General features: G+C 38.6%; 22 protein-coding genes. 12 read left to right on the plus strand and 10 right to left on the minus strand.

What is annotated here, in order from left to right; translation table 11 throughout:
- Positions 1 to 49 precede the first annotated feature (49 nt).
- A complete protein-coding gene (locus EHQ47_RS02455) occupies positions 50 to 2659 on the minus strand; it encodes a hypothetical protein (RefSeq protein ID WP_135776490.1) in 2610 nt (869 codons plus the stop codon).
- Positions 2660 to 2715: 56 nt separating this feature from the next.
- On the opposite strand from EHQ47_RS02455, the gene EHQ47_RS02460 reads away from it, so the two are divergent.
- From EHQ47_RS02460 to EHQ47_RS02470, 3 genes are all read left to right on the plus strand, one after another.
- The gene (locus EHQ47_RS02460; protein WP_135776491.1) at positions 2716 to 6210 is read left to right on the plus strand and encodes a PAS domain-containing protein; all 3495 of its coding nucleotides are present in this window, start codon (positions 2716 to 2718) and stop codon (positions 6208 to 6210) included.
- A gap of 138 nt (positions 6211 to 6348) precedes the next feature.
- Positions 6349 to 7284 carry a family 2A encapsulin nanocompartment shell protein gene (locus tag EHQ47_RS02465; RefSeq protein WP_135776492.1) on the plus strand — a complete coding sequence of 312 codons (936 nt, stop codon included), beginning with the start codon at positions 6349 to 6351 and terminating at the stop codon, positions 7282 to 7284.
- Positions 7271 to 8794, plus strand: coding sequence for a family 2A encapsulin nanocompartment cargo protein cysteine desulfurase (locus EHQ47_RS02470; RefSeq protein ID WP_135776493.1), 1524 nt, complete (start codon positions 7271 to 7273; stop codon positions 8792 to 8794). Before EHQ47_RS02465 ends, EHQ47_RS02470 begins: the two co-directional genes overlap by 14 nt.
- Positions 8795 to 8809: 15 nt before the next feature.
- Here EHQ47_RS02470 and epsC read toward each other — a convergent pair whose 3' ends face one another.
- On the minus strand, positions 8810 to 9676 hold the full coding sequence (epsC, locus tag EHQ47_RS02475) for a serine O-acetyltransferase EpsC (RefSeq protein ID WP_135748369.1): 867 nt from the start codon (positions 9674 to 9676) through the stop codon (positions 8810 to 8812).
- 143 nt (positions 9677 to 9819) lie between these two features.
- Between epsC and EHQ47_RS02480 the strand changes: the two genes are divergently transcribed.
- Both EHQ47_RS02480 and EHQ47_RS02485 read left to right on the plus strand, forming a co-directional pair.
- A complete protein-coding gene (locus EHQ47_RS02480) occupies positions 9820 to 11697 on the plus strand; it encodes an ABC-F family ATP-binding cassette domain-containing protein (RefSeq protein WP_135748368.1) in 1878 nt (625 codons plus the stop codon).
- Positions 11694 to 13448, plus strand: coding sequence for a PP2C family protein-serine/threonine phosphatase (locus EHQ47_RS02485; protein ID WP_135748367.1), 1755 nt, complete (start codon positions 11694 to 11696; stop codon positions 13446 to 13448). The genes EHQ47_RS02480 and EHQ47_RS02485 overlap by 4 nt, the downstream gene beginning before the upstream one ends.
- Positions 13449 to 13461: 13 nt before the next feature.
- On the opposite strand, the gene EHQ47_RS02490 is transcribed toward EHQ47_RS02485, so the two are convergent.
- The 4 genes from EHQ47_RS02490 to EHQ47_RS02505 form a co-directional block, all read right to left on the minus strand.
- Complete coding sequence (locus EHQ47_RS02490; RefSeq protein WP_244290184.1) at positions 13462 to 13938, minus strand: hypothetical protein; 477 nt, start codon at positions 13936 to 13938, stop codon at positions 13462 to 13464.
- A gap of 91 nt (positions 13939 to 14029) precedes the next feature.
- Complete coding sequence (locus EHQ47_RS02495; RefSeq protein ID WP_244290185.1) at positions 14030 to 14719, minus strand: hypothetical protein; 690 nt, start codon at positions 14717 to 14719, stop codon at positions 14030 to 14032.
- Positions 14720 to 14726: 7 nt separating this feature from the next.
- A complete protein-coding gene (locus EHQ47_RS02500; protein ID WP_244290186.1) occupies positions 14727 to 15095 on the minus strand; it encodes a hypothetical protein in 369 nt (122 codons plus the stop codon).
- Positions 15096 to 15269: 174 nt separating this feature from the next.
- On the minus strand, positions 15270 to 15677 hold the full coding sequence (locus EHQ47_RS02505) for a hypothetical protein (protein ID WP_135748365.1): 408 nt from the start codon (positions 15675 to 15677) through the stop codon (positions 15270 to 15272).
- A gap of 240 nt (positions 15678 to 15917) precedes the next feature.
- On the opposite strand from EHQ47_RS02505, the gene ilvC reads away from it, so the two are divergent.
- The 5 genes from ilvC (at position 15918) to EHQ47_RS02530 (ending at position 19524) form a co-directional block, all read left to right on the plus strand.
- A complete protein-coding gene (ilvC, locus tag EHQ47_RS02510) occupies positions 15918 to 16919 on the plus strand; it encodes a ketol-acid reductoisomerase (RefSeq protein ID WP_135748364.1) in 1002 nt (333 codons plus the stop codon).
- 51 nt (positions 16920 to 16970) lie between these two features.
- On the plus strand, positions 16971 to 18290 hold the full coding sequence (locus EHQ47_RS02515; protein ID WP_135748363.1) for a thiolase family protein: 1320 nt from the start codon (positions 16971 to 16973) through the stop codon (positions 18288 to 18290).
- Between the two features lie 122 nt (positions 18291 to 18412).
- Positions 18413 to 18643 (plus strand): hypothetical protein, encoded by a 231-nt coding sequence (locus EHQ47_RS02520; RefSeq protein WP_135748362.1) that lies wholly within the window; start codon positions 18413 to 18415, stop codon positions 18641 to 18643.
- The gene (locus EHQ47_RS02525) at positions 18640 to 18834 is read left to right on the plus strand and encodes a DUF2283 domain-containing protein (protein ID WP_135748361.1); all 195 of its coding nucleotides are present in this window, start codon (positions 18640 to 18642) and stop codon (positions 18832 to 18834) included. Before EHQ47_RS02520 ends, EHQ47_RS02525 begins: the two co-directional genes overlap by 4 nt.
- A 42-nt stretch (positions 18835 to 18876) precedes the next feature.
- Entirely contained in the window at positions 18877 to 19524 is a 648-nt protein-coding gene (locus EHQ47_RS02530) for an HD domain-containing protein (RefSeq protein ID WP_135776495.1), read from the plus strand.
- A gap of 104 nt (positions 19525 to 19628) precedes the next feature.
- Here the strand turns inward: EHQ47_RS02530 and EHQ47_RS02535 are convergent, their stop codons facing one another.
- Positions 19629 to 20522 carry a hypothetical protein gene (locus EHQ47_RS02535; protein ID WP_135748359.1) on the minus strand — a complete coding sequence of 298 codons (894 nt, stop codon included), beginning with the start codon at positions 20520 to 20522 and terminating at the stop codon, positions 19629 to 19631.
- Positions 20523 to 20643: 121 nt separating this feature from the next.
- Between EHQ47_RS02535 and EHQ47_RS02540 the strand changes: the two genes are divergently transcribed.
- Entirely contained in the window at positions 20644 to 21483 is an 840-nt protein-coding gene (locus EHQ47_RS02540; RefSeq protein WP_135748358.1) for an SH3 domain-containing protein, read from the plus strand.
- 7 nt (positions 21484 to 21490) lie between these two features.
- Complete coding sequence (locus tag EHQ47_RS02545) at positions 21491 to 22744, plus strand: phospholipase C/P1 nuclease family protein (protein ID WP_135748357.1); 1254 nt, start codon at positions 21491 to 21493, stop codon at positions 22742 to 22744.
- Here the strand turns inward: EHQ47_RS02545 and EHQ47_RS02550 are convergent.
- The 3 genes from EHQ47_RS02550 to EHQ47_RS02560 form a co-directional block, all read right to left on the minus strand.
- The gene (locus tag EHQ47_RS02550) at positions 22741 to 23121 is read right to left on the minus strand and encodes a DUF2237 family protein (protein WP_135748356.1); all 381 of its coding nucleotides are present in this window, start codon (positions 23119 to 23121) and stop codon (positions 22741 to 22743) included. The two genes, EHQ47_RS02545 and EHQ47_RS02550, sit on opposite strands and share 4 nt — an antisense overlap.
- Positions 23122 to 23275: 154 nt before the next feature.
- On the minus strand, positions 23276 to 24373 hold the full coding sequence (locus EHQ47_RS02555) for a M23 family metallopeptidase (RefSeq protein WP_244290188.1): 1098 nt from the start codon (positions 24371 to 24373) through the stop codon (positions 23276 to 23278).
- A 107-nt stretch (positions 24374 to 24480) separates the two neighbouring features.
- Positions 24481 to 25686, minus strand: coding sequence for a M23 family metallopeptidase (locus EHQ47_RS02560; protein WP_135748354.1), 1206 nt, complete (start codon positions 25684 to 25686; stop codon positions 24481 to 24483).
- Positions 25687 to 25782: the final 96 nt, after the last annotated feature.

The raw sequence follows: 25782 nt of genomic DNA on the forward strand, positions 1-25782 counted from the left end.
GAGGATCTAGGGATTTCGTCCAAAGGATTTCTCAATGATTATGTCGCTTTTATTGGACCGTTGCCTGGATCCAAACTCCCTCTTCTCGGTATTTAGAAGGGTCTGCGAGACCCGAGACAGAACCTGAATCTAAAACAGGAAGTGTTGGCATGTATCCAATTTTTTTTGTCCCAGAACGAAACCAAAAATGCAACCATTGGTAGTGCCAAGAATAATCTGACCAAGATTTCCCAATGACACGTTCCGTATACACAACCATACGAGGAACTGTTCGATAGTCGATTCTGCGGAATAGTTTTAAAAAAGGAATCTCTTCTATATTTCCCGAGTCAGATTTACAAGACCAGGAAAGGTTTGTAACCTGATTCATTGAACTTGTGTTTGCTGGAAAATCCCAAAGGTGCAGTCTTTCTTTTTCTTTTAAAATTCTGGAACCTTCAAAATAAGCTGTATCAACAAGATTCATTCCCCTCCCTTCCAGAGAGCGCATGTTTTGTGGACATTTCCAAGAAAATACACCAAGAGGTTTGTGAGGGTCAGAACCTGGCAAAAGCGAAAAGAAAAACACAATTTGAATTTCTCTCATTTCTTTTTTGAGAGATCGCATTAAACTTGCGCCTGATTCATTTAAATAAATTTGTATAGTATCGTTATCCTTGTTTGTATTGATAAGATCTCTCACTGAATCAATGATTTCTGAATTGTCTGGCCTTTGCGAATGAATGACTTTCCAACTCAGTTGGTTTCGTTTTGATTCTTTGGGATTAAATGTAAAAAGATAAAAATCTTCTTTATACGGTAACAAAAGAATCGTTGGTAATTTTGCAGATTCTAAGTTCCTTACCGATTCTTCTTCGCTTTTTCTTTGGAATTGACTTTCGGTTTCTCTACTATCGGCATAAGTGGAATCAAAAAATTTAGATTCTCTTGTTGTTGAAAATCCCGAGAGGTATTGGAATTGTTTGTCAACAAACTGAATTTGGAACAATGAATGTGGACTTCCTTTCAAACTCCGAGTCCACTTAACGGCATTGTATTTGTAAAGAGAATCCAAAAGACCCCAAACATCGCCATCATCACGCAAATGGCTTAGGGCATATTCAAAAAATAAATCCGTTGAAAAAGCAAGTGGTCTATAGTTGCGAATATAATACAGATCTTCATAGAGATTGTTTTGTAGATAATCAGAAACTCCATCACGAATGTTTCCATTCACTGGGCCTTTTTTTCCGGAAGCGGTATGTGCAAAAACAAAACCAAAGTTACGAAGAAACTCTGCCGCATAAAAAGCATTTTCTTCATCCAAAATTCCCCTACTCTTTGTTAGTTCAATGGTGGACTTACGAAATTCCTTTCGATAAATTTGGTTGTAACCTTGCAAAATAGTGGCTGCATATTCCAATCTCCTCCATTTTTTTTCCTGCGCCATGTAGATGATTTCATCTGTCATTCGAGAGGATAATTCAGGATTTTGGTCCATTAACATCTGAGAAATTCTAAGTTTAGGCCAAATATCGGCTTCGCTTAATTTTTCTGGATCTTTGATTTTTTGGAGCGCTTTCAATGCAGCTTCTGATCCACTCACTTTGTATAGAGATACAGAAATTAAATCTTTCACTCCCGTGATAGACATTGGCTCATTCAAAAAAGGATGGTGGATGTCTGCCGACCAATTGTTTAAATCCAATTTTAAATAATAATCTAAAGATTTTTTATAGTCTTTTTGAAAATAGGCAAGAGCACCTAACTTAACATAAACTCGATTTAAAATGGATGTTTTTTTTCCTTTGGCTGATCTTAAAAAATTTAATAGTGATTCTTCAGCTGCAGGATAATCACCCAAAAGAATTTGAAAAAAAGCCATTCTTTCGTTTGAATTTTCGCTAATGGATCCATCTGTGATTTTTTCCAAATCCATCATCATTTTTTGAAAATGAATTCCTTCTCTGACAAAACCAAGAAAGGAAAGTTTGGCGGGAAGATCTTCATCAACTCGGTCAAGGAGTGGAATCCATTCCAAATTGGGATCTTCAAAAAAAGGAGAACTAACCCGCATGATATTTACAAAATGTTTATGCATGTCCTTCTCTTTCCCAGAAGGAAGGTCAATGTAATACTGCAAACGGAAAACGCGGCATAAAGAATAGTAAGGTTTGTTCTTTTGACAATCCATTCGGATCATGGATTTTTTTTCATCTTCCCCAGTTTGAAAAAGATTGGTTCGCATATTTTTGGCTAGGTTACGAAAGTATAGATTGGGTTCTTTTTGAATGTAAGTATCCAGGACTTTGATTGCCTGAACTTCCTCACCTTGCGACTGTTTCCAAAGAGAAGTCAGTAAAAAATCAGCAAAAGAGTATTCCCCTTTTTTGGTTCTTAAATCATAAAGAATGTTGGCTATCCCCACTTTATCTTTTTTGCGAAGATAGTATTCCCCTAACATAAGATAGTAATCGATCTCCTGGATTTGAGACATCCCTTCCGGGGTCTTAAATCGAAATTCATCCCGAGCATTTAATATCTCTTTTCCTTGGATGAGAAGTTTGGTGGTTGTTCCCGCTACGACCCATCCATGATTTCTTAGGGATTGGCTCATCAAATTTCCAGAAAAGAAGAAGGAAATACCGTAGAGAAAAATAGAAAGTGACAGGCGATTCATCATCGTATCCATTATTCTTTAGGACCAATTGTTTTGGTCAAGTGACATAACAATTCATGGCAGAAAGTTTCAACTACCAATCCATTGTGGAGAGTTTTGACGAATTCCTAATTTACCTAGATCCCTTTTTAGAGATTCAATTTTCACGCACTTCTCCCAATCTTTATCTGCCACCAGATTCCATATCCACTGGAAAACATATCAACGACCTTCATATCACACCAAGAGATGCCCTGATCCTTGCCAATCTTTGCCAAGAAACACTAGCAAGAAGAACTCCGTTCCAATTCACAACAAGCCTACTGGGAAATCCGTTTCGAATCTCGGGCCGTTATTTAGAATCCAAAAACTTACCGGGAGTGATCCTACGCGGAGAACCAAACTTCAGCATTGAAAATGTAATTTTGGATAGTGGTCCTTATGTTATTTTTCGTTTTAAATTTGATACAGAGTTTTTGACAACCTATGTGTCTCCGAACGTTTCACTGAACCTAGGTTATCAAACCGGTGATTTCAAAAAAGGGATGTTGAAACCTGATGAACTCATCCATCCGGATGACAAAGAAAAGGCGATCCAAGAAGAAAAGGATTATATAAAAAATAAATCAAGAACTTACCAAAGAGAATTTCGGTTTCAGAAACAAGACGGGAAATATATATACGTTTCGGTTTATAGCGTAGTAAGTTATTTCAATTCCATTCCTACCGAAAAAATTTCCTATCTCATTGATATCACGGAACGCAAAGACAAAGAATTAGAAATTTTAAGACAAAGAGATGAACTTGCTCGAATTAAACTTTTGTTTGAAGAAACCAATGCAGCAGCCAACGTAGGATCATGGGATGTTGATTTAACTACCAACACTCTGTTTTGGGCAAAAGAAACAAAACGCATTCATGAAGTACCAGAAGATTATATTCCACAATTAGACACTGCATTTGAATTCTACCCAATAGAAGCCCACAAACAAATGCTACAAGAAGCATTTAACAAGGCAGTGGCCAAAGGAACGTCATACGATTTAGTTTTGCAAATCAAAACAAGACTGGGTAAATTAAAATGGGCAAGAGCCATTGGACATTCTGTATTTAAGGATGGAAAATGTATCCGAGTATTTGGAAGTTTCCAGGACATTACAAGAAGTGTTCACTTGGACATACAAAAAGAAGATGCTCTATCTAAATTAGAAACTATTTTAGATGCAACCACCCATGTGACTATCATTGGTGCTGACACTACGGGAATCATTACTCACTTCAACAAAGGTGCTGAATACCATTTACAGTATGACTCAGAAGAGGTTGTTGGGAAAACAACTCCAGCTATATTCCATAGACAAGAAGAAATAGAAGCTCGTTCTACCATTTTATCACATGAATTCGGAATTCCCATTGTTGGTTTTGATACGTTTATCCACAAAGCGAAGTTAGGTGAATACGACTCCAACGAATGGACTTATGTACGCAAAGACAAAACTGAATTCCCTGTCCAACTCGTCGTCACAGCTACAAAAAATAAAAACGGAGAAATCACTGGATATTTAGGAATTGGAATTGATATCTCCGCACACAAAGCCACAGAAGAAGCGTTACGTGCCAGCGAAAGCCGATGGCAATTTGCATTAGAAGGTTCTGGGGACGGAATTTGGGATTGGAATTCCCAAACGAACAAAGTGTTTTTTTCCAACCAATGGAAGAATATGTTAGGTTATTCAGAAGATGAAATTGGAACAGATATCTCTGAATGGGAATCCAGAGTCCATCCCGAAGATAAACCAAACTATTTTGCCGACCTAGACAAACATTTTGAAGGGAAAACTTCCGTTTACGTCAACGAACATCGGATGTTATGCAAAAATGGTTCCTACAAATGGATTTTAGATCGCGGGAAAGTAATCGAATGGACCGAAGATGGGAAACCACTTCGTATGATCGGCACTCATACAGATATCACCGAACGGAAGTTACTCGAAAAAGCACTTATTGTTGCGAGGGAAAACGCAGAAAAAGCCTCTCAGGCAAAATCAGATTTTCTTGCCAATATGAGTCATGAAATCCGAACCCCTCTCAATGGAGTGATTGGTTTCTCAGACTTACTCATGCGAACTGAACTCAACCAAGTACAGAAAAAATACATGGAAACAGTATATCTTTCTGCCAGCTCCTTACTTGATTTAATCAACGATATATTAGACTTTTCTAAAATTGAATCTGGAAAAATGGAACTTTATAAGGAGAGAATCAATATTTATGATTTACTCCACCAAATTGCAGAAATCGTAAAACATAAAGCATACGAAAAAGGTTTGGAACTCATTCTCAACATTTCTCCAAAAGTTCCAAGAAATATATTTGTCGATTCGCTAAGATTACGACAGATCCTTTTGAATTTGATTGGCAATGCTTTGAAGTTCACCTTAAAAGGGGAAATCCAAATCAAAATTTCCGCTGAGCCAAAGGAAAACAACGAATATGAATTTTTATTTGAGGTGATTGATACTGGAATTGGAATTAGCCCCGAAAACCAAGATAAAATCTTTGAAGTGTTTTCACAAGCAGATACATCAACAACAAGACAATTCGGTGGAACAGGCCTTGGTCTTTCTATCTCCAGTAAATTATTAAATCTCTTCAACTCTAAAATGCAATTAGAATCAGAAAGAGATAAAGGATCTCGTTTTTATTTCAAACTTACAACTCTTGCCGATAACGAAAGAAACACAGAGCCAGAACTGAGTGAAATCAAATCAGTAATGGTTCTTGATGATAACGAAACCAATTTATATGTAATTCATGAAATGTTAAGTTACAAAGGGATTCGTGTGGATGGTTTTCGATCTTCCAAAGAAGCTTTGGAAGTCATTGGTTCGGGAACATCTTATGATGTGATTATTTCTGACTTCAATATGCCAGAAATGAATGGATTAGATTTTATCGAGAGTCTTTTAAAGACAATCGAATCAAAAAAACTAAAAAAACCATACTTATCTCTTCATACTTCTTCCAATGATGAAAACATTTACAAAAGATGCAAAGAACTTGGAGTTCAATCCATTCTTTTAAAACCCATCCAAACAAATATTTTATATGAAAGTTTGGAAAAATTGGTTTCAGGAAAAAACCAAGAAGTGACCACACCCAATTACGAACCGGTTCACCCCATCCAAACAAACGAAAAAATTAAGATCATGATCGTAGAAGATAATCCTGTGAATATGATGTTAACCAAAGCCATTGTACAAAAATCTTTACCAGGTACCATCATCATTGAAGCGGAAAACGGCGCACTCGCAGTGGAGAATTTTATCCAAACAGAACCACAGCTTGTTTTTATGGATGTGCAAATGCCAGAGATGAATGGTTATGATGCCACAAAAGCCATACGTAAGTTAATCAACGGAAAAATGGTTCCGATCATTGCTCTTACCGCCGGTACTCTGTCAGGTGAAGAGGAACGATGTTTGGATTGTGGAATGAACGATTATATCTCCAAACCTGTTGTTCTAAAAACAATCTCCGAAAAAATGAAACTTTGGCTCCAGATCCAATGACCCGCAATTCTAATGGACGAATTGTACAATATACCAAACAAAACTTAATTCTATTTTAAGACCAAACTTCGATTCTCGTATTCGATAAGTAAAACTATCCCAACAATAAATGATCCATTTCCAAAAAAGAGGTCATTTATGGCAGAACAAACCCAACACGCTTTGGGAGACTTAGCCGCACGCCAACTGGCAAATACGGTAAAAACGAATGCACAGTATGGTGCTATCACTCCACGTTTTTTAGTTAGGTTACTCGACTGGAAACCTTTAGAAGCCGGAGTCCTTCGTGTCAACCGAGTGAAATCCAATACACAAGTAGATGTACTTTGTGGGCAAAAAGGGGAACAAGAACTTCCTGAAACATTTGTTAACTACGAAGAAAGACCACGTGAATACACCCTTAGTTTAATCTCCACAATCCTTGATGTACAAACTAGAGTTTCCGATTTATACAGTTCCCCACACGAACAAATCAATGAACAACTTCGTTTGGCAATCGAAAGTGTAAAAGAAAAACAAGAATTGGAACTTATCAATAATGAAGATTACGGATTATTAAAAAATGTTCCGGCTCACCAAGGAATCAGCACTCGCAAAGGACCACCTACTCCTGATGATTTGGATGATTTAATTACTAAGGTTTGGAAAGAACCATCTTTCTTTTTAGCACACCCACTTGCCATTGCTGCCTTTGGTCGTGAATGCACAAGAAGAGGAGTTCCACCGGCCACCGTCACATTGTTTGGTGCACAGTTTTTAACATGGAGAGGACTTCCACTTATTCCTACAGACAAACTTCTTGTGAATGGAGAAACAAATCCGAAATCATCGAAAGGAACATCTAGTATTTTACTCTTAAGAGTTGGTGAAAAAAAACAAGGGGTTGTGGGTTTATACCAATCCAATTTACCTGGTGAACAAACTCCTGGACTTTCCGTTCGATTTATGGGGATCAACCGATCTGCCATTGGTTCTTATTTGATTTCTCTTTACTGCTCGGCAGCGATACTTACTGACGATGCCATTGCAGCACTCGACAATGTAGATGTGGGAAATTATTATGAATACCAATGATCCGAGTTTTTTAAAACTAAAGCCGGACTCAATTGGGAATGTATCTTCTCTTCCATTTCCTGATGAAAAAACATTAGAAAAAATGGCGAAGGAAATGTTTGGAGTTTTGCAATCGTTTGGTGGTAGTAACTTTCCCACAGCAGGGTTTCCATCAAATGACTTACATTCGCAAAATTTACCAAAAGAGTCCTTACCTTATTTAGAAGACTTAAAATTAACAGACACAGGTTTTTCCTATTCTGATTTTCAGTCCTTTCCCACGATCGACATACCACAGTCAGGTGGTGGGAATTTGGCGGGAGTTAGAAGAGATTTTCCTATCCTTACAGAAACTGTGAATGGAAAACCTTTGGTATGGCTTGATAATGCAGCGACAACACAAAAACCAACTTCGGTGATAGATAGGTTATCTCATTTTTATCTGCATGAAAATTCGAATATCCATCGTGCAGCTCATACTTTGGCAGCAAGATCTACGGATGCCTATGAAAAAGCAAGGTCACTGGTCCAAGGATTTATTGGTGCAGGGAGTGTAGAGGAAATTGTTTTTGTGAGAGGAACCACGGAAGGAATCAATCTCCTTTCGAATATCATCTCCGACAAACAGATCCAAGCTGGTGATGAAATATTAATCACCCACTTAGAACACCATGCCAATATTGTTCCTTGGCAAATGGTCTGTGCCAAAAAAGGTGCTAAGTTAAAAGTGGCACCCGTAGATGATTCTGGACAAATCATCCTTAGCGAATACGAACGTCTGTTAAACTCTAAAACAAAAATTGTTTCCATCACACAAGTTTCCAATGCTTTGGGAACCGTGGTTCCTGTGGAGGAGATGACAAGGTCGGCTCATAAAGTGGGGGCTCTTGTGATTGTGGATGGTGCACAGTCCGTATCGCATATGCCGGTGAATGTTCAGGAAATTGATTGTGACTTCTTTGTGTTTAGTGGCCACAAACTCTTTGCACCTACTGGAATCGGTGTGGTTTACGGAAAAAAAGCCATCCTCGACAGTTTGCCTCCATGGCAAGGTGGTGGGAATATGATTAGGGATGTCAACTTTGATCATACAACCTTCCAAGAGGCACCGTTTCGATTTGAAGCAGGAACAGGTAACATCGCTGATGCGGTAGGACTTGGAGCAGCGATTGAATATCTGAACCGATTTGGGATGAAACAAATTTCAGCCTTCGAACATGATCTATTGGAATACGGCACCAAAGAATTGTTAAAGGTTCCAGGTTTACGTTTGATCGGAACTGCCAAGGAGAAAGCGGGAGTGTTGTCCTTTGTGGTAGATGGATTCAAAACAGAAGAGATCGGAAAAAAACTCGCCGAAGAAGGAATTGCCGTACGTGCAGGCCACCACTGTGCCCAACCGATCTTAAGAAGGTTTGGATTGGAATCTACAGTCAGGCCATCACTTGCCTTTTACAATTCTTGTGAAGACATTGATGCACTCATCCGAGTGTTGTACGAGTTAGGAAGTCGGAACAGGATTGGTATTTAGCGATTTGGTTCTAGTTCAAATGGTAAAATCCAAACCTTGGATTTCATTTGCACTTCGGACTCTCACTTCTGATTTTTGATACACAACGGAATAAGGAGGGATACTTTGAGTGATCCAAGCATTCCCTCCGATGATCGACTGTTTGCCGATAATAGTTTCCCCACCAAGGATGGTGGCCCCTGCATAAATCACAACTCCCTCTTCGATCGTCGGATGGCGTTTTTGTTTCGCCAAAGACTTGTTTACTGAAAGTGCTCCAAGAGTCACACCTTGGTAAATTTTTACATTGTCTGCAATACGTGTGGTTTCTCCGATCACGATTCCTGTTCCATGATCCATAAAAAATGCCCTACCAATTTCGGCACCAGGATGGATGTCAATCCCTGTTGCTTCATGTGCCACACGAGATAAAAGTTTTGGAAAGATAGGCAAATCAGACTTAAAAAAATAATTTGCCACCCTGTGCACAGCACCGGCATAAAACCCTGAATAGGCGAGAATCACTTCATGGATACTTTCGGCAGCAGGATCTCCTAAAAATGCAGCTTCCGCATCCTCCCACATCCATTGGTACAAACCAGGAAGTTTGGCAATGAAGTTATGCAAAATATCATCCAAAGGAATGATCCTTCCAAACTCCCTATCCGCATAAGCAGAGTAAGGTTCTAATAAGTTTTTCCAACGGATACGAAAGAGTTCCAACTGGTCTACGATTTGGTCTTTAGAAGTAAAGTTACGTTCGGAATGGTATCCAGAAAAAAGAATCGAAAACAATTCTTCCAAAAACCGACTGGCCACTTGTTTGCCACCAACCACAGTTTCGGGGATGGATTGCCGACCGAGGATCGAACTATAAAATTCATCTTGTCCATTCGATAACATATATGCTAGTAAGTCCTTGGCAGGAGATAGGGAGAATGCGAAAAATCCGAAGGTCTTAAAATCCAAGACAAAGTCGATAAATCAGATGTACATTCGTAACAAAATATTGAATACGATTGTCCGATTGAGCCTCATTCCATCTCATGGACATTGTGCTAGTCTCCGTATCCAAACTTTCCAAAACCATCGGCGAAAAAAAACTTTTTTCAAATCTCGACTTCTCCATTAGTGAAGGAGAAAAACTCGCCATTGTCGGGATTAATGGATCGGGTAAGTCCACTCTCCTTCGTGCTCTTCTTGGAAAAGAAGAAACAGATTCCGGACAAATCATCAAAAACAATAACCTTAAAATTTCGATCCTCGATCAAAATCCTATCTTTGATCCAAAGGAAACCATCCTTGATCATATTTATAAAGGTGATAACAAATTAGTCAAAACCATCCGCAAATATGAAGATATCTGCGAACGAATGAGTGAAGGTGAAGAAGGACTCGATGATGAGTTTACCAATGCCTCACAAGAAATGGACAGACTTTCTGCTTGGGATTACGAACAACAAATCAAATCCATATTAAAAGAGTTAGGTGTCGAAAAACTAGAAAGAAAAATGTCTGAGTTGTCTGGTGGGATGTTAAAAAAAGTAGAACTTGCCAAATCCCTCATTGATGAAAGTAATTTACTGATCTTAGATGAACCAACAAACCATTTGGATGTAAAATCTATTTTATGGTTAGAAGAATATCTGGCGGGGCTCGACAAGGCAATTATACTCATCACACACGACCGGTATTTTTTGGATCGAATTGTTACCAAAATTTTGGAACTGGACCGCGGTAGTCATTTTTTATATGAAGGGAACTATTCTATTTATTTAGAACGCAAAGTAGAAAGAGAAGAAACCCTTCAAAAACAAGAAGATAAAATCAAACAATTTCTCAAACAAGAAGTGAAGTGGTTGAAACGCCAACCCAAAGCACGTTCCACCAAACAAAAAGCAAGGATTGATCGTGCAAGCGACCTCCAAAACAGAGAAAAACGAGAAATACAAAAAGATCTAGAACTGAGTGTGGCCGCCAAACGCCAAGGGAAAACCATTTTAGAAATTCATAATCTAAAAAAGGGGATTGCTGACAAATTACTCATCAACGATTTCACTTATACTTTTAAAGCGAAAGAACGACTCGGAATCATTGGGCCAAACGGAATTGGCAAATCTACACTTCTCAACCTTATGTCTGGCCGCATTACACCCGATAGTGGGTACATCAAACCAGGGATTAATACCAAGGTGGGATACTTTGACCAAACTAGTTCCGAACTTCCACTGGAACGAAATGTGCTCGATTATATCAAAGATGTTGCTGGTGAAATGATCGAAACCGAATCTGGTGAAAAAATTTCAGCAGCAAAGATGTTAGAAAGATTTCTTTTTGATGGGAAATTACAATACACACCCATCGCCAAACTTTCGGGAGGCGAAAGAAGAAGGCTATTTCTGGTTCAGATCCTTATGACGGGTCCAAACTTTCTCATCTTAGATGAACCAACCAATGATTTGGACATCCAAACACTTTCTGTTTTAGAATCATTTTTAGATGAATTTCCGGGAACCGTTGTGATTGTTTCCCATGATCGTTATTTTTTAGACCGCACAGCAGAAAGTCTACTTGTCTTTCGAAAAGAAGGTAAGTTGGATCATTTCATTGGAACATTTTCTTCCTTTTTAGAAAATGATTCTTTAGAATTAGAAGCTGAACCTAGTTCCCAAAAACCAAAAGAAGTTTTGCCAACTCCACTTGGATCGGAGAAACCCTCAAAATCCAAACAAGACCAGAAGAAACTTTCTAAATTAGAAACAGAGATTGCCAAACTCGAGTCATCAAAACTAGAATTAGAAACGAAATTGAGTACATTCGCAAATGATCATACGGAACTTCAAAAAATATCTGAAGAAATCCAAAAGATAGAAACGGAAATTCTTTACAAAATGGAGGAATGGGAAATGCTTCAATCCGAATGAAGACTGTCCTATATACAAGAATTTTTATTTGGACACCCATCATCTTTATTGGGTACTTCATCTCAGCACAGATTGGATTTAAAATTGCCTTCTTAAATAGCCAAGTTTCCCCTGTTTGGCCCCCAGAAGGTGTTGGTCTTGCTTCCCTTCTCCTTCTTGGCCCTGTTGCATTGCCTGGAATTTATTTAGGTGCCACTGTTGCCAATTTTTTTAACAATCCGCATCTGCAAACAGCATTCCTGATTGGGATCGGAAATACACTCAGTAGTTATATCAATTATCGAATCATCAAACGAGTCACAGAAAAAAGTGATCCGATTTACTCCACCAAGGATTTAATTTATTTCTTAAGCATCGGAACCTTTCCTGGATCTTTTGTGAGCACCATTATGGGTGTTACGAGTTTATGGTATTGGGATTTTTTATCGAGTGAACTTTATTTCAATGTATTCTTCACTTGGTTTTCGGGAGAAATGCTTGGTTTTCTCATCGTTGCACCATTGCTTTATGTTTGGTTTCATCCCAAAGCAAAATTAAAATTAGAACTTCGCAAACAAATCGAACTTTTACTTTGGATCATTTTAGTTTACATTTCTGGGTCTATAGCTTTTAGCGATGAATGGCCTTTACTCTTTTTACCCATTCCCTTTGTCATTGTCACAAGCATTCGGTTTCGCCAATTTGGAGCCACACTCTCCACAGTTGTCCTCGCCTTTACAGCCGTTACACTTACCATTGAAGGAAAAGGTGTTTTTGCAAGAAGAGACGCGAGTGGGCTCTCCATCAACGATTCCCTAATTTTTTTGGATGCGTTTTTATTTTGTATCAGCGGGATTGCTTACTTCCTTGTCACAGCCACAAGGGAAAGAGAAAGGGCACAACTTGCTTCCTTAAAGTCCTTACAGTTTTTAAATGAACTAAAAGAAAAGGCCAATGAAGAATTAGAACAAAAGGTTTTAGAAAGAACCGCTGTGATTGAAGAACAAAGGACAGAAATTGAAAAACAATTGGATATGGCCAAACGCATCCAAGAATCCCTTTTTCCTCAAAAAGAAATTTTGCCACTAGGTGTAGATATCCTTTTTAAAAATATCCCCATGATGAAAGTGGGTGGAGATTTGTATGATATTGTTTGGAAACCCGAAAGACAAGAGTTAGGTGTTTTTATCTGTGATGTTTCTGGACATGGAATCCCCGCTGCCTTATTAAGTGCCCTTGTCAAAACATCACTGGAAAAATGGAAACAAGACCCTGTGGATCTAAAAGAAAATTTAGAATCGATTCGCCACCAAATCATCCCCAACCTTCGGGAACATTTTGTCACTGCAAGTTTACTCCACCTTCATACAGGTACGGGTTCTCTCACATTTGCCCGGGCAGGACATTTTCCACTTTTTATCATTCGTAAATCGGGTGCTCTTGTAAGTTTAAAACCAATGGGAAGGATCATTACCCCCATTTTTGAAATCCTTGCGGAAGAAGAGAGATTCCAATTGGAAACGGGGGATTTGATTGTAATGCTCACCGACGGACTCACCGAAGCAAGGGAACCTGAATCATTACAAATGTTTGGTGAGGAGAGACTCCTTCACTTAATTCGCGATATACGAAGTCTTCCTCTCTTTGAAATCCAAGACCAAGTTTTCCAATCGGTCATCCAACTTTCTGGAGGAATTGCTGCCATCCAAGATGATTTGACTCTCGGGCTCATACGTTATTCGGGGATTACCGAAGAGACTTCCAAAGTTTAATTCTGTTTGATTCCTAAGTCGGCGGCGGTTCTAAAAATTCCTCAATACAAGGAAGAAGAACTTCCGTTCTTTCTTTTTCACTCATAGGACCTAAGTCTCCACCTTTATTGAACCGACTGAGTGATTTGGTATAGTCTGCATAGTTAACCATAGATGCCATTTCAACGATTTCAATTGCATTCCCTTTGGTTTGTCTGAGATAAGCACTACAAGAAATATAAGAACCGAAAAAGGTTTTCTCTTTTCGAAAGAATACGATTTTATATACGGCGGCATATGGGGAATCGCTTAGTAAATGATTTGGGAATTGTTTCTTTTTTGTATCCATCCAATCATGGATGTCCATTCCTTTTGGCAAGGTGACAGGGTTCTTGGGATACACTCGTCTCTCAGGTGGAAGTAAACTTGCACAACTGACCAAAAAAAATGTGGAGATACAAACCAAAAGACCATAAGAGCCAATTTTAAATCGGCTTAATCTCTGTCTCATTTGATTTCTTATTTTCAATTGAGCTATTTTAGAGTCCATTTCCCTTACATTCTCCTCTACTAACATCGTATCTATGGTTTACCACTTTCACTTAAGGCACAACCTTTGTCTCTTTTGCCAATTCGTCCGGTAGATTTAAATAAATCTCATCAATGGCTTCTTGGAATCCCTGCAAATACATCGCAGAGACAACACTCGGTTCATCGAACAAATTTCCGTGATCTCGCATTTGAAACTGATTTGGAATCAAAACATACCAGGGACTTATAAAACGTGTGGCAAGCTGCAATGTTTTTTTCTCTGAGACCAATCTGTTTTTGTGATACAACTTAACTGTTACCTCCAAATTCAGTTTTTCTTGGCAAGGGAACAAACAAATGGTTAACATTTGTAAGACTTGGCCAAAACTTTTTTGGTCCCAATCACTTTTCGGATGGTTTGCGACAACAAAAATCACATAGTCAGTCTTCAGATTGGTAAGTTCAAAATGTTTATCTTCTATATTATGAATATAAATTGTTTTCCATTGGTAACGAGAGGTTCCAATTTCATTTTGTTTTTTGACGAAGTATTCACTTCTAGGCAATCCAAACATTGGATTCATTTCGATCCAACCAGTAAAAGCTCTACGATGAAAAACACGATTTTGATTTAAGATGGTGATGGATTCACTCATTTTTTCTTTTGTAGTATTTTCAGAAAATGGTTTTAATTGGTGTTCTAAATTAGCAAAGACACATTGATAAAAGAAAATCATTGGGCATAAATAAATATATTTCACTAATCAATCATTCCTTTGTTTGGGGTGGTTCTAAAAATTCTTCAATACAAGGAAGTAGGATTTCGGTCCTTTCCTTTTCATTCATAGGACCTAGGTCTCCACCTCTCGGGATGACAGATTTTTCATAATTGGCATAGTTTACATTGGAGACCATTTCAATGATTTCAATCGCATGAATGTTCGTTTGGCGAAGAAACGCACCACAGGAAATAAATGATCCTAAATTTGTGAATTTCTTTCGATAGAACAAAATCTTATATGAATCCGGATACGGAGAATAACTTCGCAATCGATCTGGGTATTGGTTCTTCTTAGTTTCCATCCACTGATGGATGTCCATACCCTTTGGCAAAGTGACAGGATTTTTTGGATACACTCTCTTTTCGGGTGGAAGCAAACTCGCACAACCGATCAAAAGAAAAACGGAGATACAAAGAAAACGAATAGAAGAAACCAATCGGAAGTTTGACTCCGATCTATTCGGACAGAATATACGAAATTTGTCATTCCTATCCGAATAGATCGTATTAAAGTTTAAATTTCCCAAGATCTATAACCTCCATTTCCCGGGACTGCCAACATTATGGTATCTTCCTGCAGGGACATGGAAGGGATTGTGACCGCCACCATTGTGGGGAGATTGGAAAGAAGACCTCCCACCTTGGTAAGGATAACCATACATAGGTTGTCGGTAGTAGTATCCACCGCTATGGTAGGGAGAATGTCGGAAATCTCGACCTCTTGTATCGTAAGTTCTATCCGAATAGTAGTCATTGTAACCATTGGCACTAACACAGCCCCCGCCGAGTACTGCCAAACCACTTACAAAAAACAAGGAACAAAAAAACCTAACGAGCCTTTGACGGTTTAGTTTTTCAACGGATTCTAAATTGATTCTGTTCATCATGAATCCAGTATAAGGTGAAAATTCCCGTGCGCCAATGGAGGGTTTCCGCATTTGCGGAAATCACCTATGCCCATTGTTTGGTTTGGTAAGTGAATTTCTGGTCACGGGGATAAAATATTATGTCACTAAGCGCCCTTGATGCGAAGGAGGCGGTAGCCGTCCGAAGGACCGAAGCGAAAGCGGAGTCCGGAGACAGCAAGGAAAGGCGCCCTAATTCGTTCTTGTTTCCCTCCTTATAGTTAAAAATGATGGAAAAATAAGTTAAATTTTCCGCAGGAAGTGTGCCCATCCATGGCAAATATCTATTACGACGACAGTTGCGATCTAAATCTCCTTAAAGGTAAAACCATTGCAGTGATTGGCTACGGAAGCCAAGGTCACGCCCAAGCTCAAAACATGAAAGATTCTGGTTTGAAAGTCATTATTGGACTTCGCGATGGATCTAAATCAGTCAAAGAAGCCAAAGAAGCTGGTTTTGAAGTGTACAATGTTGCGGAAGCTGCTAAAAAAGCAGACATCATCCAAATCCTTGCTCCTGATACTATCCAAGCTGACATGTATAAGGCGGAGATTGAACCAAACCTTAGTGAAGGAAAGGCTCTTGTATTCTCACACGGATTTAACATCCATTACGATCTCATCACTCCTCCTAAAAACGTAGACGTTTATATGGTGGCTCCTAAAGGCCCAGGACATCTCGTTCGCCGTGTTTACACAGAAGGTGGTGGAGTTCCTTGTTTAATTGCTATTTACCAAGATGCCACTGGCCAAGCAAAAGCTCGTGCCCTTGCTCACGCAAGTGGAGTTGGTGGAGGAAGAGCTGGAATTTTAGAAACATCTTTCCGTGAAGAAACAGAAACTGACCTTTTTGGGGAACAAGTAGTTCTTTGTGGTGGTGTGGCAAACCTCATTATGAGTGGATTTGAAACACTAACAGAAGCAGGTTACGATCCAGAAATCGCTTACTTCGAATGTTTACATGAAGTGAAACTCATCACTGATTTGATTTATGAAGGTGGCCTTGCTCGTATGCGTTATTCCATCTCTGATACGGCAGAGTATGGAGATTATATCAGTGGACCACGTATCATTGATGCTGGTGTGAAAGCTCGTATGAAAGACGTTCTCACTGATATCCAAAAAGATAAAGGTGCAGCGTTCGCTAAACGTTGGATGGCGGATACAAAAGCTGGATACCCTGAATACAAAAAACTCAAAGAAAAAAATGCGGCTCACCCAATCGAAGCAGTAGGAACGAAATTACGTTCGATGATGAAGTGGCTTGCGAAGTAATTTTTAAGGTAACTAAAGTTTTAGTCTAAAGAAAGGAAGAAGGGATTTTATATGAAAGTAACACAAAAGATAGTACTCGCAGCACCTGCACGAACTCCTTTTGCTCAAATTGGAAAGGCACTCTCGCAGTACTCTGGACACCACCTTGGAAAACTCGTTGGTGAAGAAGTTATGAAACGCAGTGGTTTAAAACCGACTGATATTGACGGTGTGATCGTGGGAGAAGGTTTTTCTAACGCACCTAACTCGGCACGCGTGATTGCAAACTTGCTTGGACTTCCTATGGAAATTCCTTGTCTTACAGTAGCAAACAACTGTGTATCTGGTTTGGAAGCCGTTGCGGAAGCAACTCGCCGCATTTCCCTTGGTGAAGGAAAAGTTTTCCTAGTCATTGGTGAAGAATCACAAACTTCTATGCCATTTGTTGTGAAAAATGCTCGTCTTAACAAAAAAACAAACAGTTTAGATTCACTTGTAAAACTTCTTCCAAACGACCTTCCTGAAGGTGTAGAACTTCGTGATACACTAGAAGACGGTCTTGGTGATGGGGAAACTTCTTTCGGTATGCAAGTAACGGCAGAAATTCTCGCACAAAACTACGCTCTCGCTCGCGAAACACAAGACAAAGTAGCTTACGAATCTTTCAAACGTGCCTTTGATGCCACTCAAGAAGGTCGTTACAAACCATATATTATGGAAGTGAAAGATGATGAAGGGAACATGTTACAAGCTGACGAAGCAGTTCTTCTTCGTGAAGGTCTTGTGAAAAACCCTACTCGTATGGGTCGCGCGATGTTACTCTTTGACAACCCTCAAATGAAATTTGACCAGTTCAAAGAAAAATACAGCAAATACTTAAAGAAATCTCATGGACCAACTCTTTCTATCTTCAATGCAAGCCCACGTTCTGATGGAGCGGCTGGTATCATTGTAGCATCTGAAGATGCGGCTAAAAAATTAGGTCTTACTGCAAAAGCTTATGTGAATGGTTTTAACATGCGTGGTGTAGATCCAAACCTTATGGGTCTTGGCCAAGCAGAAGCAACCATTGCACTTCTTGGGGAAACTGGTGATAAAATCGAAAACATCGACATCATCGAAATCCACGAAGCATTTGCTGCGACTGCAGTTGCGGCTCTTGAAGAAATCAAAACTAGGACTGGTCTTGACTGGGAAAAGAAATTTGATGAGAAAAAAATCAACCCGAACGGTGGATCCATCTCCATTGGACACCCGTTTGGTGCTACTGGTGTGAGACTCCTTCACAACGCTATCATGGACTTTGAAGAAAACAAAGACGTGAAAAAAGTGCTCGTGACTGCATGTGCACATGGTGGGATCGCAGGATCAATGATCGTAGAAAGAGCTTAAGTCGAATTTAAAATTCGGATAAGTTCGTTCGAAAGATCGAAAGGAAAAAGCCAAGGGAAACCTTGGCTTTTTTTGTTTTGGGGTGAGACCCAAAACATATAATCAATTACCCAAGAAAGTGAGTGGAATTTACTCCTTACTTTCAAAATGAAGTTTTAAGAAAACGACCTGAAATCCAAATCATTTGGGTCATAGAGACATTTCATTCTCCAGATTTTATGGAGATTCAAGAAGATGGACGAATCCGGTTATGGAAATGGATTGACCATTCGCAAAAATACCTTAGAGTCATAGTCCTAGAGGATGGATTCACATTCCACAATGCCTTTTTCGATAGAGGTTTTAAACCATGAAGATCACACATTATCAAGAAACAGATTCAATCTATATCGACTTAGCAGAAAAAACTTCATTTGAAACAAAGGAAATCACAAAAGATATCAATATTGATTTGGACGAACAAGGAAATCTGGTGGGAATCGACATTCATGGAAATGCTTCTAAATTTGTAGATCTATCAGGAATAGCACTAGAGAAATGCTAACTATTTAGACCCACATTGCCTTTCTGATTTGGGTTTTGGAACATGAACATTCAAAGAGAATGCAAAGACAGGTTTGTTTCTTTACTCTCAAACTACCCATCTTCTAACCGAACTGTTTCCGATTCCCTCTGGAACGAAATCGAAACCAGATATTCGGAACCACACCGCGCCTACCACAACTTAAACCATCTTTACCAAATGTTAGGTGAATTTGAAACAGTTAAAGCCAAACTTGAAGATTCAGAAATGGTTCTCTTTGCCTTCTACTATCATGATTTGGTCTATGACCCAAAATCTAAAACGAACGAAGAGGAAAGCGCAAAGATTGCTGAAAAAAGACTTTTGGAATTAGGAATCAGAAAAGAACGAGTTAGCGTTTGTAGCAATCATATCCTGGCTACCAAATCACATCGATTAGGTGATAATTCAAACACTGACACCAAATATTTTTTAGATATGGATCTTTCTATTTTAGGAAGTGAAGAAAACCAATACTTAGAATACACCAAAAATATCCGGAATGAATATTCCATTTACTCAGACGAAGACTACCGGAAGGGACGCAGCCAAGTTTTAGATCATTTTTCTGAAACCATTCGGCTCTTTCAAACAGATTACTTTTTTGATCAATATGAAATGCGGAGTCGCTATAATGTGAAATCGGAGATCCATAGTTTGCAGAAAAGATGAACTTATTGGAAAAGAATTTTTGGTTTTTAGAAAGGGATTTGTAGGAAAGGAAAAGATGTGGTAGAGAGGACGTATTGGGTGGCGGGTCTAGTTCCCCACCCTAATCAGGGCGGGGAGAGTAGATTCGCACCTTCCCCCCGAAACCGCGCAAGCATCGGAACCAGTCCTTCTTTTGTCTGACCGGCTGTATCGTATCCGGGAAAAATCTTAACTAATTTCAAATAAAAATGTTTTTCAATTCGTTTGGTTCCGTTTACCGTTTTTTCGAAAACATCCTTAGTATACAAATGAAACTCAAAATATCCTGCTTTAAACTTACCGTCAGCGGAGAGACGATTTCCAATCCTGAATCGAATGGGATTTCTTAGATCCAAAGATTCATAACATCGCTCTTCCCCAAAAGATAAATCTTTAGATAAATGAATTCTTTCGCGTATACTCATTTCATGAAAATCTCTTTCACCAGGGAGTTGTAACAAAACCTTTCCCTCTCTTCGAAACTCTAAACTATAAGATAAAATTTCCAAATTAGAAACATCAACAGAATTTATATCAATCGTTAGGTGGTGATCCAAAACTTCAGTGGATCTTGTGATCACACTACCTTCCGTTTGTCCAATGGTAATGATTTTACTTACATTTAATGGAACTACATACTTAAATACTAATCCTGGATCCGGTAAATCTTTCCCAAATACGGTCATTGCTGTTTGGATCGGGGTTTGTGTGATGGTATGAATGTCTGCAATATTAAATTCATCAGAAGCAGATAAGTTGTGATTGGATAACGCTGTGATTTCTTTAAGAGAAGACTTTGTTTTAATACCTTCCAAAGTTTTTAATTTTGCAATCGTCAGCCTTTGCATGACAGTGATTAGGACAAGTACGGCAACAAACAAAACCAAAACAAATACCCATGTTTCATAAGTATTCATCTTTTCTTCTAACAAACGAATTTGCTCTATCGAATATGGTTTTAACACTTGTGCGAGTATCATTCACTATCCTTTGAGAGGAAAAAAACCTACACTACCATTATCGACCTATCTTCTTAAGAAAAAAACCATTCCTCCTGAAAAGAGATCGACTCATAAGACTCTGTTCCCTATTTTTTGCACTATGTCGGGTTACAAATATTTACTCTACACTCTACTCGTAATTTTTGTTTCTCCCATTTTTTCTGAAAACCATTGGGATCACTACATTCACGAAAAAACTGTTGGCTCCACCTATTTAACATTTGGCGACAATATCAACTTAAGAGAAACAAACAATGTAAATGCGAAAGTTTTAAAGAAACTTTCCATTGGTGATTCCGTCAAAATTATCGCAAAAACGAACCAAATCCTAGAACAGAATTCAGTAAAAGAATTTTGGTACCAAGTCCAATCCGAAAAAGAGATAGGATATGTTTGGGGAGGGTTACTTGCTGATTATTCTTTTGAATGGAATGATAAAACCATATTAGCACGCAACTTAGGCATTCAGATTGGAAAACTGGAATTAAAACTAATCCAAAAAAATCAATTGTTGGCACAAGGCACTTGGGATGTTGGACCAATGAGCAGCGAAAGTTGGGATCATACTATCTACCAACCGTCTTCTTTTTCACCTTCCCCCGTTGCAATGTTTGGATTAAAGTATCTTGTATTTTCTGAGATAGAATACGGATACACAAACGAACAAATATTTACATTAGATAAAGACTTAAAATTTGTTTCACAGTTTTCTTGGAATCCTGGTGCTTGTGATCCACCTTCTTGTGCGGAATCATGGCTCGTACTTCCAACTGAAAGTTTACCGGCAGATAAAAAAATAAACCGTAAAGTCACAAAAGGAAAACCAAATACAATCATCGAACTAACTCATAGTTTCGATATTGATGATGAAAGTTCTCATGAATATTACCAATCTGAATACATTTGGAATGGAACCACTTTTCAAAAAAAGGAAAAATAAGTAACCAATGAATCGAATCATTACTTTAGTAACAATTTTTGTTTTCACTTTCCCTACTTTTGCTTGGAATAATCACGCAGGCATCACATATTTAATTCTCAAAGACCACTGGAAAACCAAACAAACTCCCAAGGTAAAAGTAGAATCCCTAAAGACTTTTTTGACAAAAGAAAAAACAACAATCCAAGAATCTTTAGACAAGTCCGAGGAGTGGGCTTTAAAGAGACTTCCTCACCTAACAAAAACTGACGAAAGTTTAAAGTTTTCCAAAACAACAAAAGAGAAAGACCTTGTTGTTAGTTTTTACAGAGCGCTCCGGGTCAATCCAAACCATAAAGCAGCCTTATACATACAATCTGTCCCCAAAAGAGGAGGTTCAAAACTACCTCTAGACCAACTAACAACGTTAAATGAAAAAGGGAAATTAGTGAACGAAACCTTTTTGTCGTTACAAGAAGACCAAACAATCGGTGCCGATGAAGTTTTAGTATCCGCAACTGATGAACCTGACTATGATTTAGATTTACATTTATTTGAAGATAACGAACGCGAGGTGGGAAAAATCTACGGATTTGGTAGCCAACCTTTTGGAAATCCTGCTGTTGAATATTCGTCACAAGCACCATTCCATATGGGATTCTTTTATGAACCGGGAATTATTTTTACTCTAGCTGGCTTCTTAAAACGAACTTATCCCGAATACCGAATTCACCAATTCACAGAACTATCAAATTTGGCATTCCGCACGGGTCACCCTTATTGGGGTTATCGATTTGCGGGTTGGGCTTTGCATTACATCCAAGACCTTACACAACCTTATCATTCCTCAGTTTTACCCAGAGTGAGCGCAGCAAAACAAATTGGCGTACAACTTGTATCTATTGTTGGATACCAAACTCCGAAAGATAATATGATTAGTTTTGTTTCAGGAAGACATACTCTCATTGAAGAATACCAATACTATCTAATCAAAAACCTAATTGAAACAAAGAATTGGAACCATCCGGTTGCCAGTTCCATCACAGATTTTTCAAAAGATAATCTAGTAACATGGTCGGGAATGGACTCGATAAGAGAAAATGTTTGTCGCGAAGCATACCTAGCCGGGGAACCGACTGATGAACAATTGGAAAACTTAGAAATTCCTAAATATGAGAAATTGTATGAAGCAAATCACCCCATCCATAAAATTCTTGGAACGTTACTTCATAACACATCTAAACACACGAGAGCTTACTTAGATGCGTTGAAGACAAACTAGTCAAAATCATCTGCAGCAAATCTTTCGAGAAGCTCCAAAGGGATGATCTCTAACGCACGTTTGTGGGTAGATTCTAAAAACACCTTGGGAGCTACCCCATTACGATAAGCTTCCAACCACCTGGAAGCACAAAGACACCAACGTTCCCCAGGTTTGACTCCAGGGAAAGCATACTGTGGCCAAGGTGTGATGAGATCATTGCCACTTTGTTTTTGTGACTCTAAAAATTCTTCCGTAGCGAGAACACAAACTGTATGAGAGCCTAAGTCATCGTCGGAAGTATTACAACATCCATCCCGAAAAAATCCAGTAAGCGGCCTTGTGGAACAAGGAGCGAGAGGTCCGCCCAGCACATTTATCGATTCATCCATATCCATGAAAATCTCAAACTAGGAAAATATTCAAATCTGGGAAGATGTTTCTGAAAGAAAGAGGGAAAAAAGATGGGGGTTTGCACCCCCAGTAGATCGACCAAATGGTCTTGGAAAGCCTAAAGCCAATCTACTAAACATCCATTTACTTGTCAAGCGATTACACATTCACTTCAAAAAAAAGAGTCTTCTTTTCTTCTCCGTTGATCCGCACCCGCATCTTCCACTGACCAATGAATTCTTCATTTTTAGGAATTACAAAATAACGGCTGTCTGAATCCAAATAGTTTTGGGTTTTCCATTTGTAGTAAAAAGGTTTTACTGAATTTCCATCCTTTGTGATATGAATTTCAATTTCCTGATTTTTAGGTTTTGCAAATTCAAATTCGATCGCATAGTTTTCGCCTAAACGAAATGAAGTATCGCCACATCGAATTTTTTCCCCACGATCATTGTATTTACACAATCGAATGTCCTCATCCAAAATGTCGGTTCGAAGAGGTAAATCACCATCTTTTGGATGCCAATATAAATAATGCTGAGATAAGGTTTCTCGTTCTGCATTTTGAGTTTTAAAAACCGTGGGGATAGTCATCACATCCAATTGGCGAGTGGGTTTATGAACTTCAAAATGTAAATGTGGTCCTTGCGTAAAACCAGTGTTACCTGAATATCCAATCATTTGTCCCGCATCTACAAAATCACCAACCTTTACCAAAACCCCATCCTTCATTAAATGCGCATAGTTTCCCAAAGTGCCATCGTTATGTAAAATGATGATATAATTGGCTTTGCTCAGTAAATCTTTACGAATTCCACCTTCACTAAAATTCGACACCACTGCGACCACTTGCCCTTTCCTTGCTGCAAGAATGGGAGTGCCAACTGGTAAAATAAAATCAACAGAGTATTTTAAGTTTCCTATATGAGAAAATTTCCCGTTATAAGCTTGGGCTACACGAGATCGTATCCCAGCTGGGAATGGCAATAAATAAGTCACAGAGTCATCATGTATACTTTCTCTATCTCCAATCATCACATGAACTGCAAAGGATGTGAATGTAGGTTTAGTAATATCTTCTAAAACAAAACTAGATACAAATACTGATTCGTTTCCTTTTAAGACTAAGAACTGAGGGAAAGTATGTTCAGATTTAAAATTTTTAACGGTGACGTTGACCATCACCGAATTGGTTGGAAAAATTGTTGGATTTCGATTTTTGATGTATAAGTCAAAACCATTCTCAATATCTTTCACAACAAAACAGACATATTCCGAAATACAATTTTCGGTTTCTGTTGGTTCAGCATATAAATCAAACCTGAAAATTGAAACAAATAGAAAAAAAACAAAAAAACAATTCTTCACATTACACTCATTATCTGAAATTGTATTTCTTTCTGGATTACTCCATCAATAGAAATAACCGCTGTCCACTCACCTTCTAATGGTTCTGTAGGATCTTCCAATTGGACATCTAAAAAGGTATCCCACCATTCAGGATTTGTCTCCCAATTATACAATTTAGAAATAGTCGTGCCATTTTTACGAACGGAAATTTGTATCTTATATCGAGAAGGTTTCAAAAGAGGAATATAAAAGTAAAGAGGAGAACTTTTGGAAAATGTTGTGGAACGACAGCCCAATTTTTCTAAACTTTGAACCGATTCGCAAATTTGGATTTCCTCAATGTCGGAGGCAGTTTTGACCATTGGATCGTTTGGTTCCCTCCTCCAATGGAGTTGTCCTTCCGCAAGGACTTCCGAGTCGGAAGATTCTGTCCGAAATTTTGTTGGGATCGTTTTTTTTCGTAAGTGGGGCGTTGGTTTATAAACTTCAAAATGGAGGTGAGGCCCGTCGCTAAATCCTGTACTTCCAGCATATCCAAGTGGAGATCCGGAGGTAACCCTCTGGCCTCGTTTGACAAGAACTCCCATATAACGTAAATGTGCATACTGACCAATTGTTCCATCGTCATGGAGGATTTTTACGTAATTTGCCGAATGGATGTATTTGATTTCAAATCCTCCTTCGTTATTTTTTTGTTCTGTATCGATTACAATTCCATCTCTTGCAGCCGTGACCAAGTCCCCTTCCCTCAATCCAAAATCAATCGAATAACGGTTATCACCCTGGTGACTTTTTGTACCCTTATAACCCTGGTAAACTCGAACCTTCATTCCTTTTTCAAAAGGCAAATCATACACTACTTTTGGATTGTGGTGGACTGAAAAATTTCCAAGTATCCATTTGAATTTGATTTGGTAGATCCAACGTTTGTTTGGTTTGTTCACGCTCAGCCGAAAGAGTTTTTTCCTTTTGGGTCCCTGAATGACTGTCACAAGAGGAAGTTTGACACTACTCTTCATATTCTTAGAAATTGCGTTCACCGATAAAGTTGTAACAGTTTCCTTGATGGCAATTTTATTCTGAAAGTAAATGTCCACCCCTGTTTTATCTTGAATGTAAATAACACAAAGTCTGTCCATGGAACAATACTCTGAATGATCTTTGGCAATCAAAAGCCCCACAGGGAAAATCAAAAATAGAATGAATATGCCAAATCTCATAAAACAGGGAACATATTAATGTGAGGAACGACACACGACAATCTATTTTCCGTTATAAAAACTTGATTGCCTTATGATTTCTTTTCAGTAAATCTC

This window comes from Leptospira bourretii (assembly GCF_004770145.1).
GTDB classification, from domain to species: Bacteria; Spirochaetota; Leptospiria; order Leptospirales; family Leptospiraceae; genus Leptospira_A; species Leptospira_A bourretii.

Coding starts and splice junctions, on each gene's coding strand:
- EHQ47_RS02455 (WP_135776490.1), bottom strand. CDS start 2,659: ATGAATCGCCTGTCACTTTCTATTTTTCTCTACGGTATTTCCTTCTTC.
- EHQ47_RS02460 (WP_135776491.1), top strand. CDS start 2,716: ATGGCAGAAAGTTTCAACTACCAATCCATTGTGGAGAGTTTTGACGAA.
- EHQ47_RS02465 (WP_135776492.1), top strand. CDS start 6,349: ATGGCAGAACAAACCCAACACGCTTTGGGAGACTTAGCCGCACGCCAA.
- EHQ47_RS02470 (WP_135776493.1), top strand. CDS start 7,271: ATGAATACCAATGATCCGAGTTTTTTAAAACTAAAGCCGGACTCAATT.
- epsC (WP_135748369.1), bottom strand. CDS start 9,676: ATGTTATCGAATGGACAAGATGAATTTTATAGTTCGATCCTCGGTCGG.
- EHQ47_RS02480 (WP_135748368.1), top strand. CDS start 9,820: ATGGACATTGTGCTAGTCTCCGTATCCAAACTTTCCAAAACCATCGGC.
- EHQ47_RS02485 (WP_135748367.1), top strand. CDS start 11,694: ATGAAGACTGTCCTATATACAAGAATTTTTATTTGGACACCCATCATC.
- EHQ47_RS02490 (WP_244290184.1), bottom strand. CDS start 13,938: ATGAGACAGAGATTAAGCCGATTTAAAATTGGCTCTTATGGTCTTTTG.
- EHQ47_RS02505 (WP_135748365.1), bottom strand. CDS start 15,677: ATGCGGAAACCCTCCATTGGCGCACGGGAATTTTCACCTTATACTGGA.
- ilvC (WP_135748364.1), top strand. CDS start 15,918: ATGGCAAATATCTATTACGACGACAGTTGCGATCTAAATCTCCTTAAA.
- EHQ47_RS02515 (WP_135748363.1), top strand. CDS start 16,971: ATGAAAGTAACACAAAAGATAGTACTCGCAGCACCTGCACGAACTCCT.
- EHQ47_RS02525 (WP_135748361.1), top strand. CDS start 18,640: ATGAAGATCACACATTATCAAGAAACAGATTCAATCTATATCGACTTA.
- EHQ47_RS02530 (WP_135776495.1), top strand. CDS start 18,877: ATGAACATTCAAAGAGAATGCAAAGACAGGTTTGTTTCTTTACTCTCA.
- EHQ47_RS02535 (WP_135748359.1), bottom strand. CDS start 20,522: ATGATACTCGCACAAGTGTTAAAACCATATTCGATAGAGCAAATTCGT.
- EHQ47_RS02540 (WP_135748358.1), top strand. CDS start 20,644: ATGTCGGGTTACAAATATTTACTCTACACTCTACTCGTAATTTTTGTT.
- EHQ47_RS02545 (WP_135748357.1), top strand. CDS start 21,491: ATGAATCGAATCATTACTTTAGTAACAATTTTTGTTTTCACTTTCCCT.
- EHQ47_RS02550 (WP_135748356.1), bottom strand. CDS start 23,121: ATGGATATGGATGAATCGATAAATGTGCTGGGCGGACCTCTCGCTCCT.
- EHQ47_RS02560 (WP_135748354.1), bottom strand. CDS start 25,686: ATGAGATTTGGCATATTCATTCTATTTTTGATTTTCCCTGTGGGGCTT.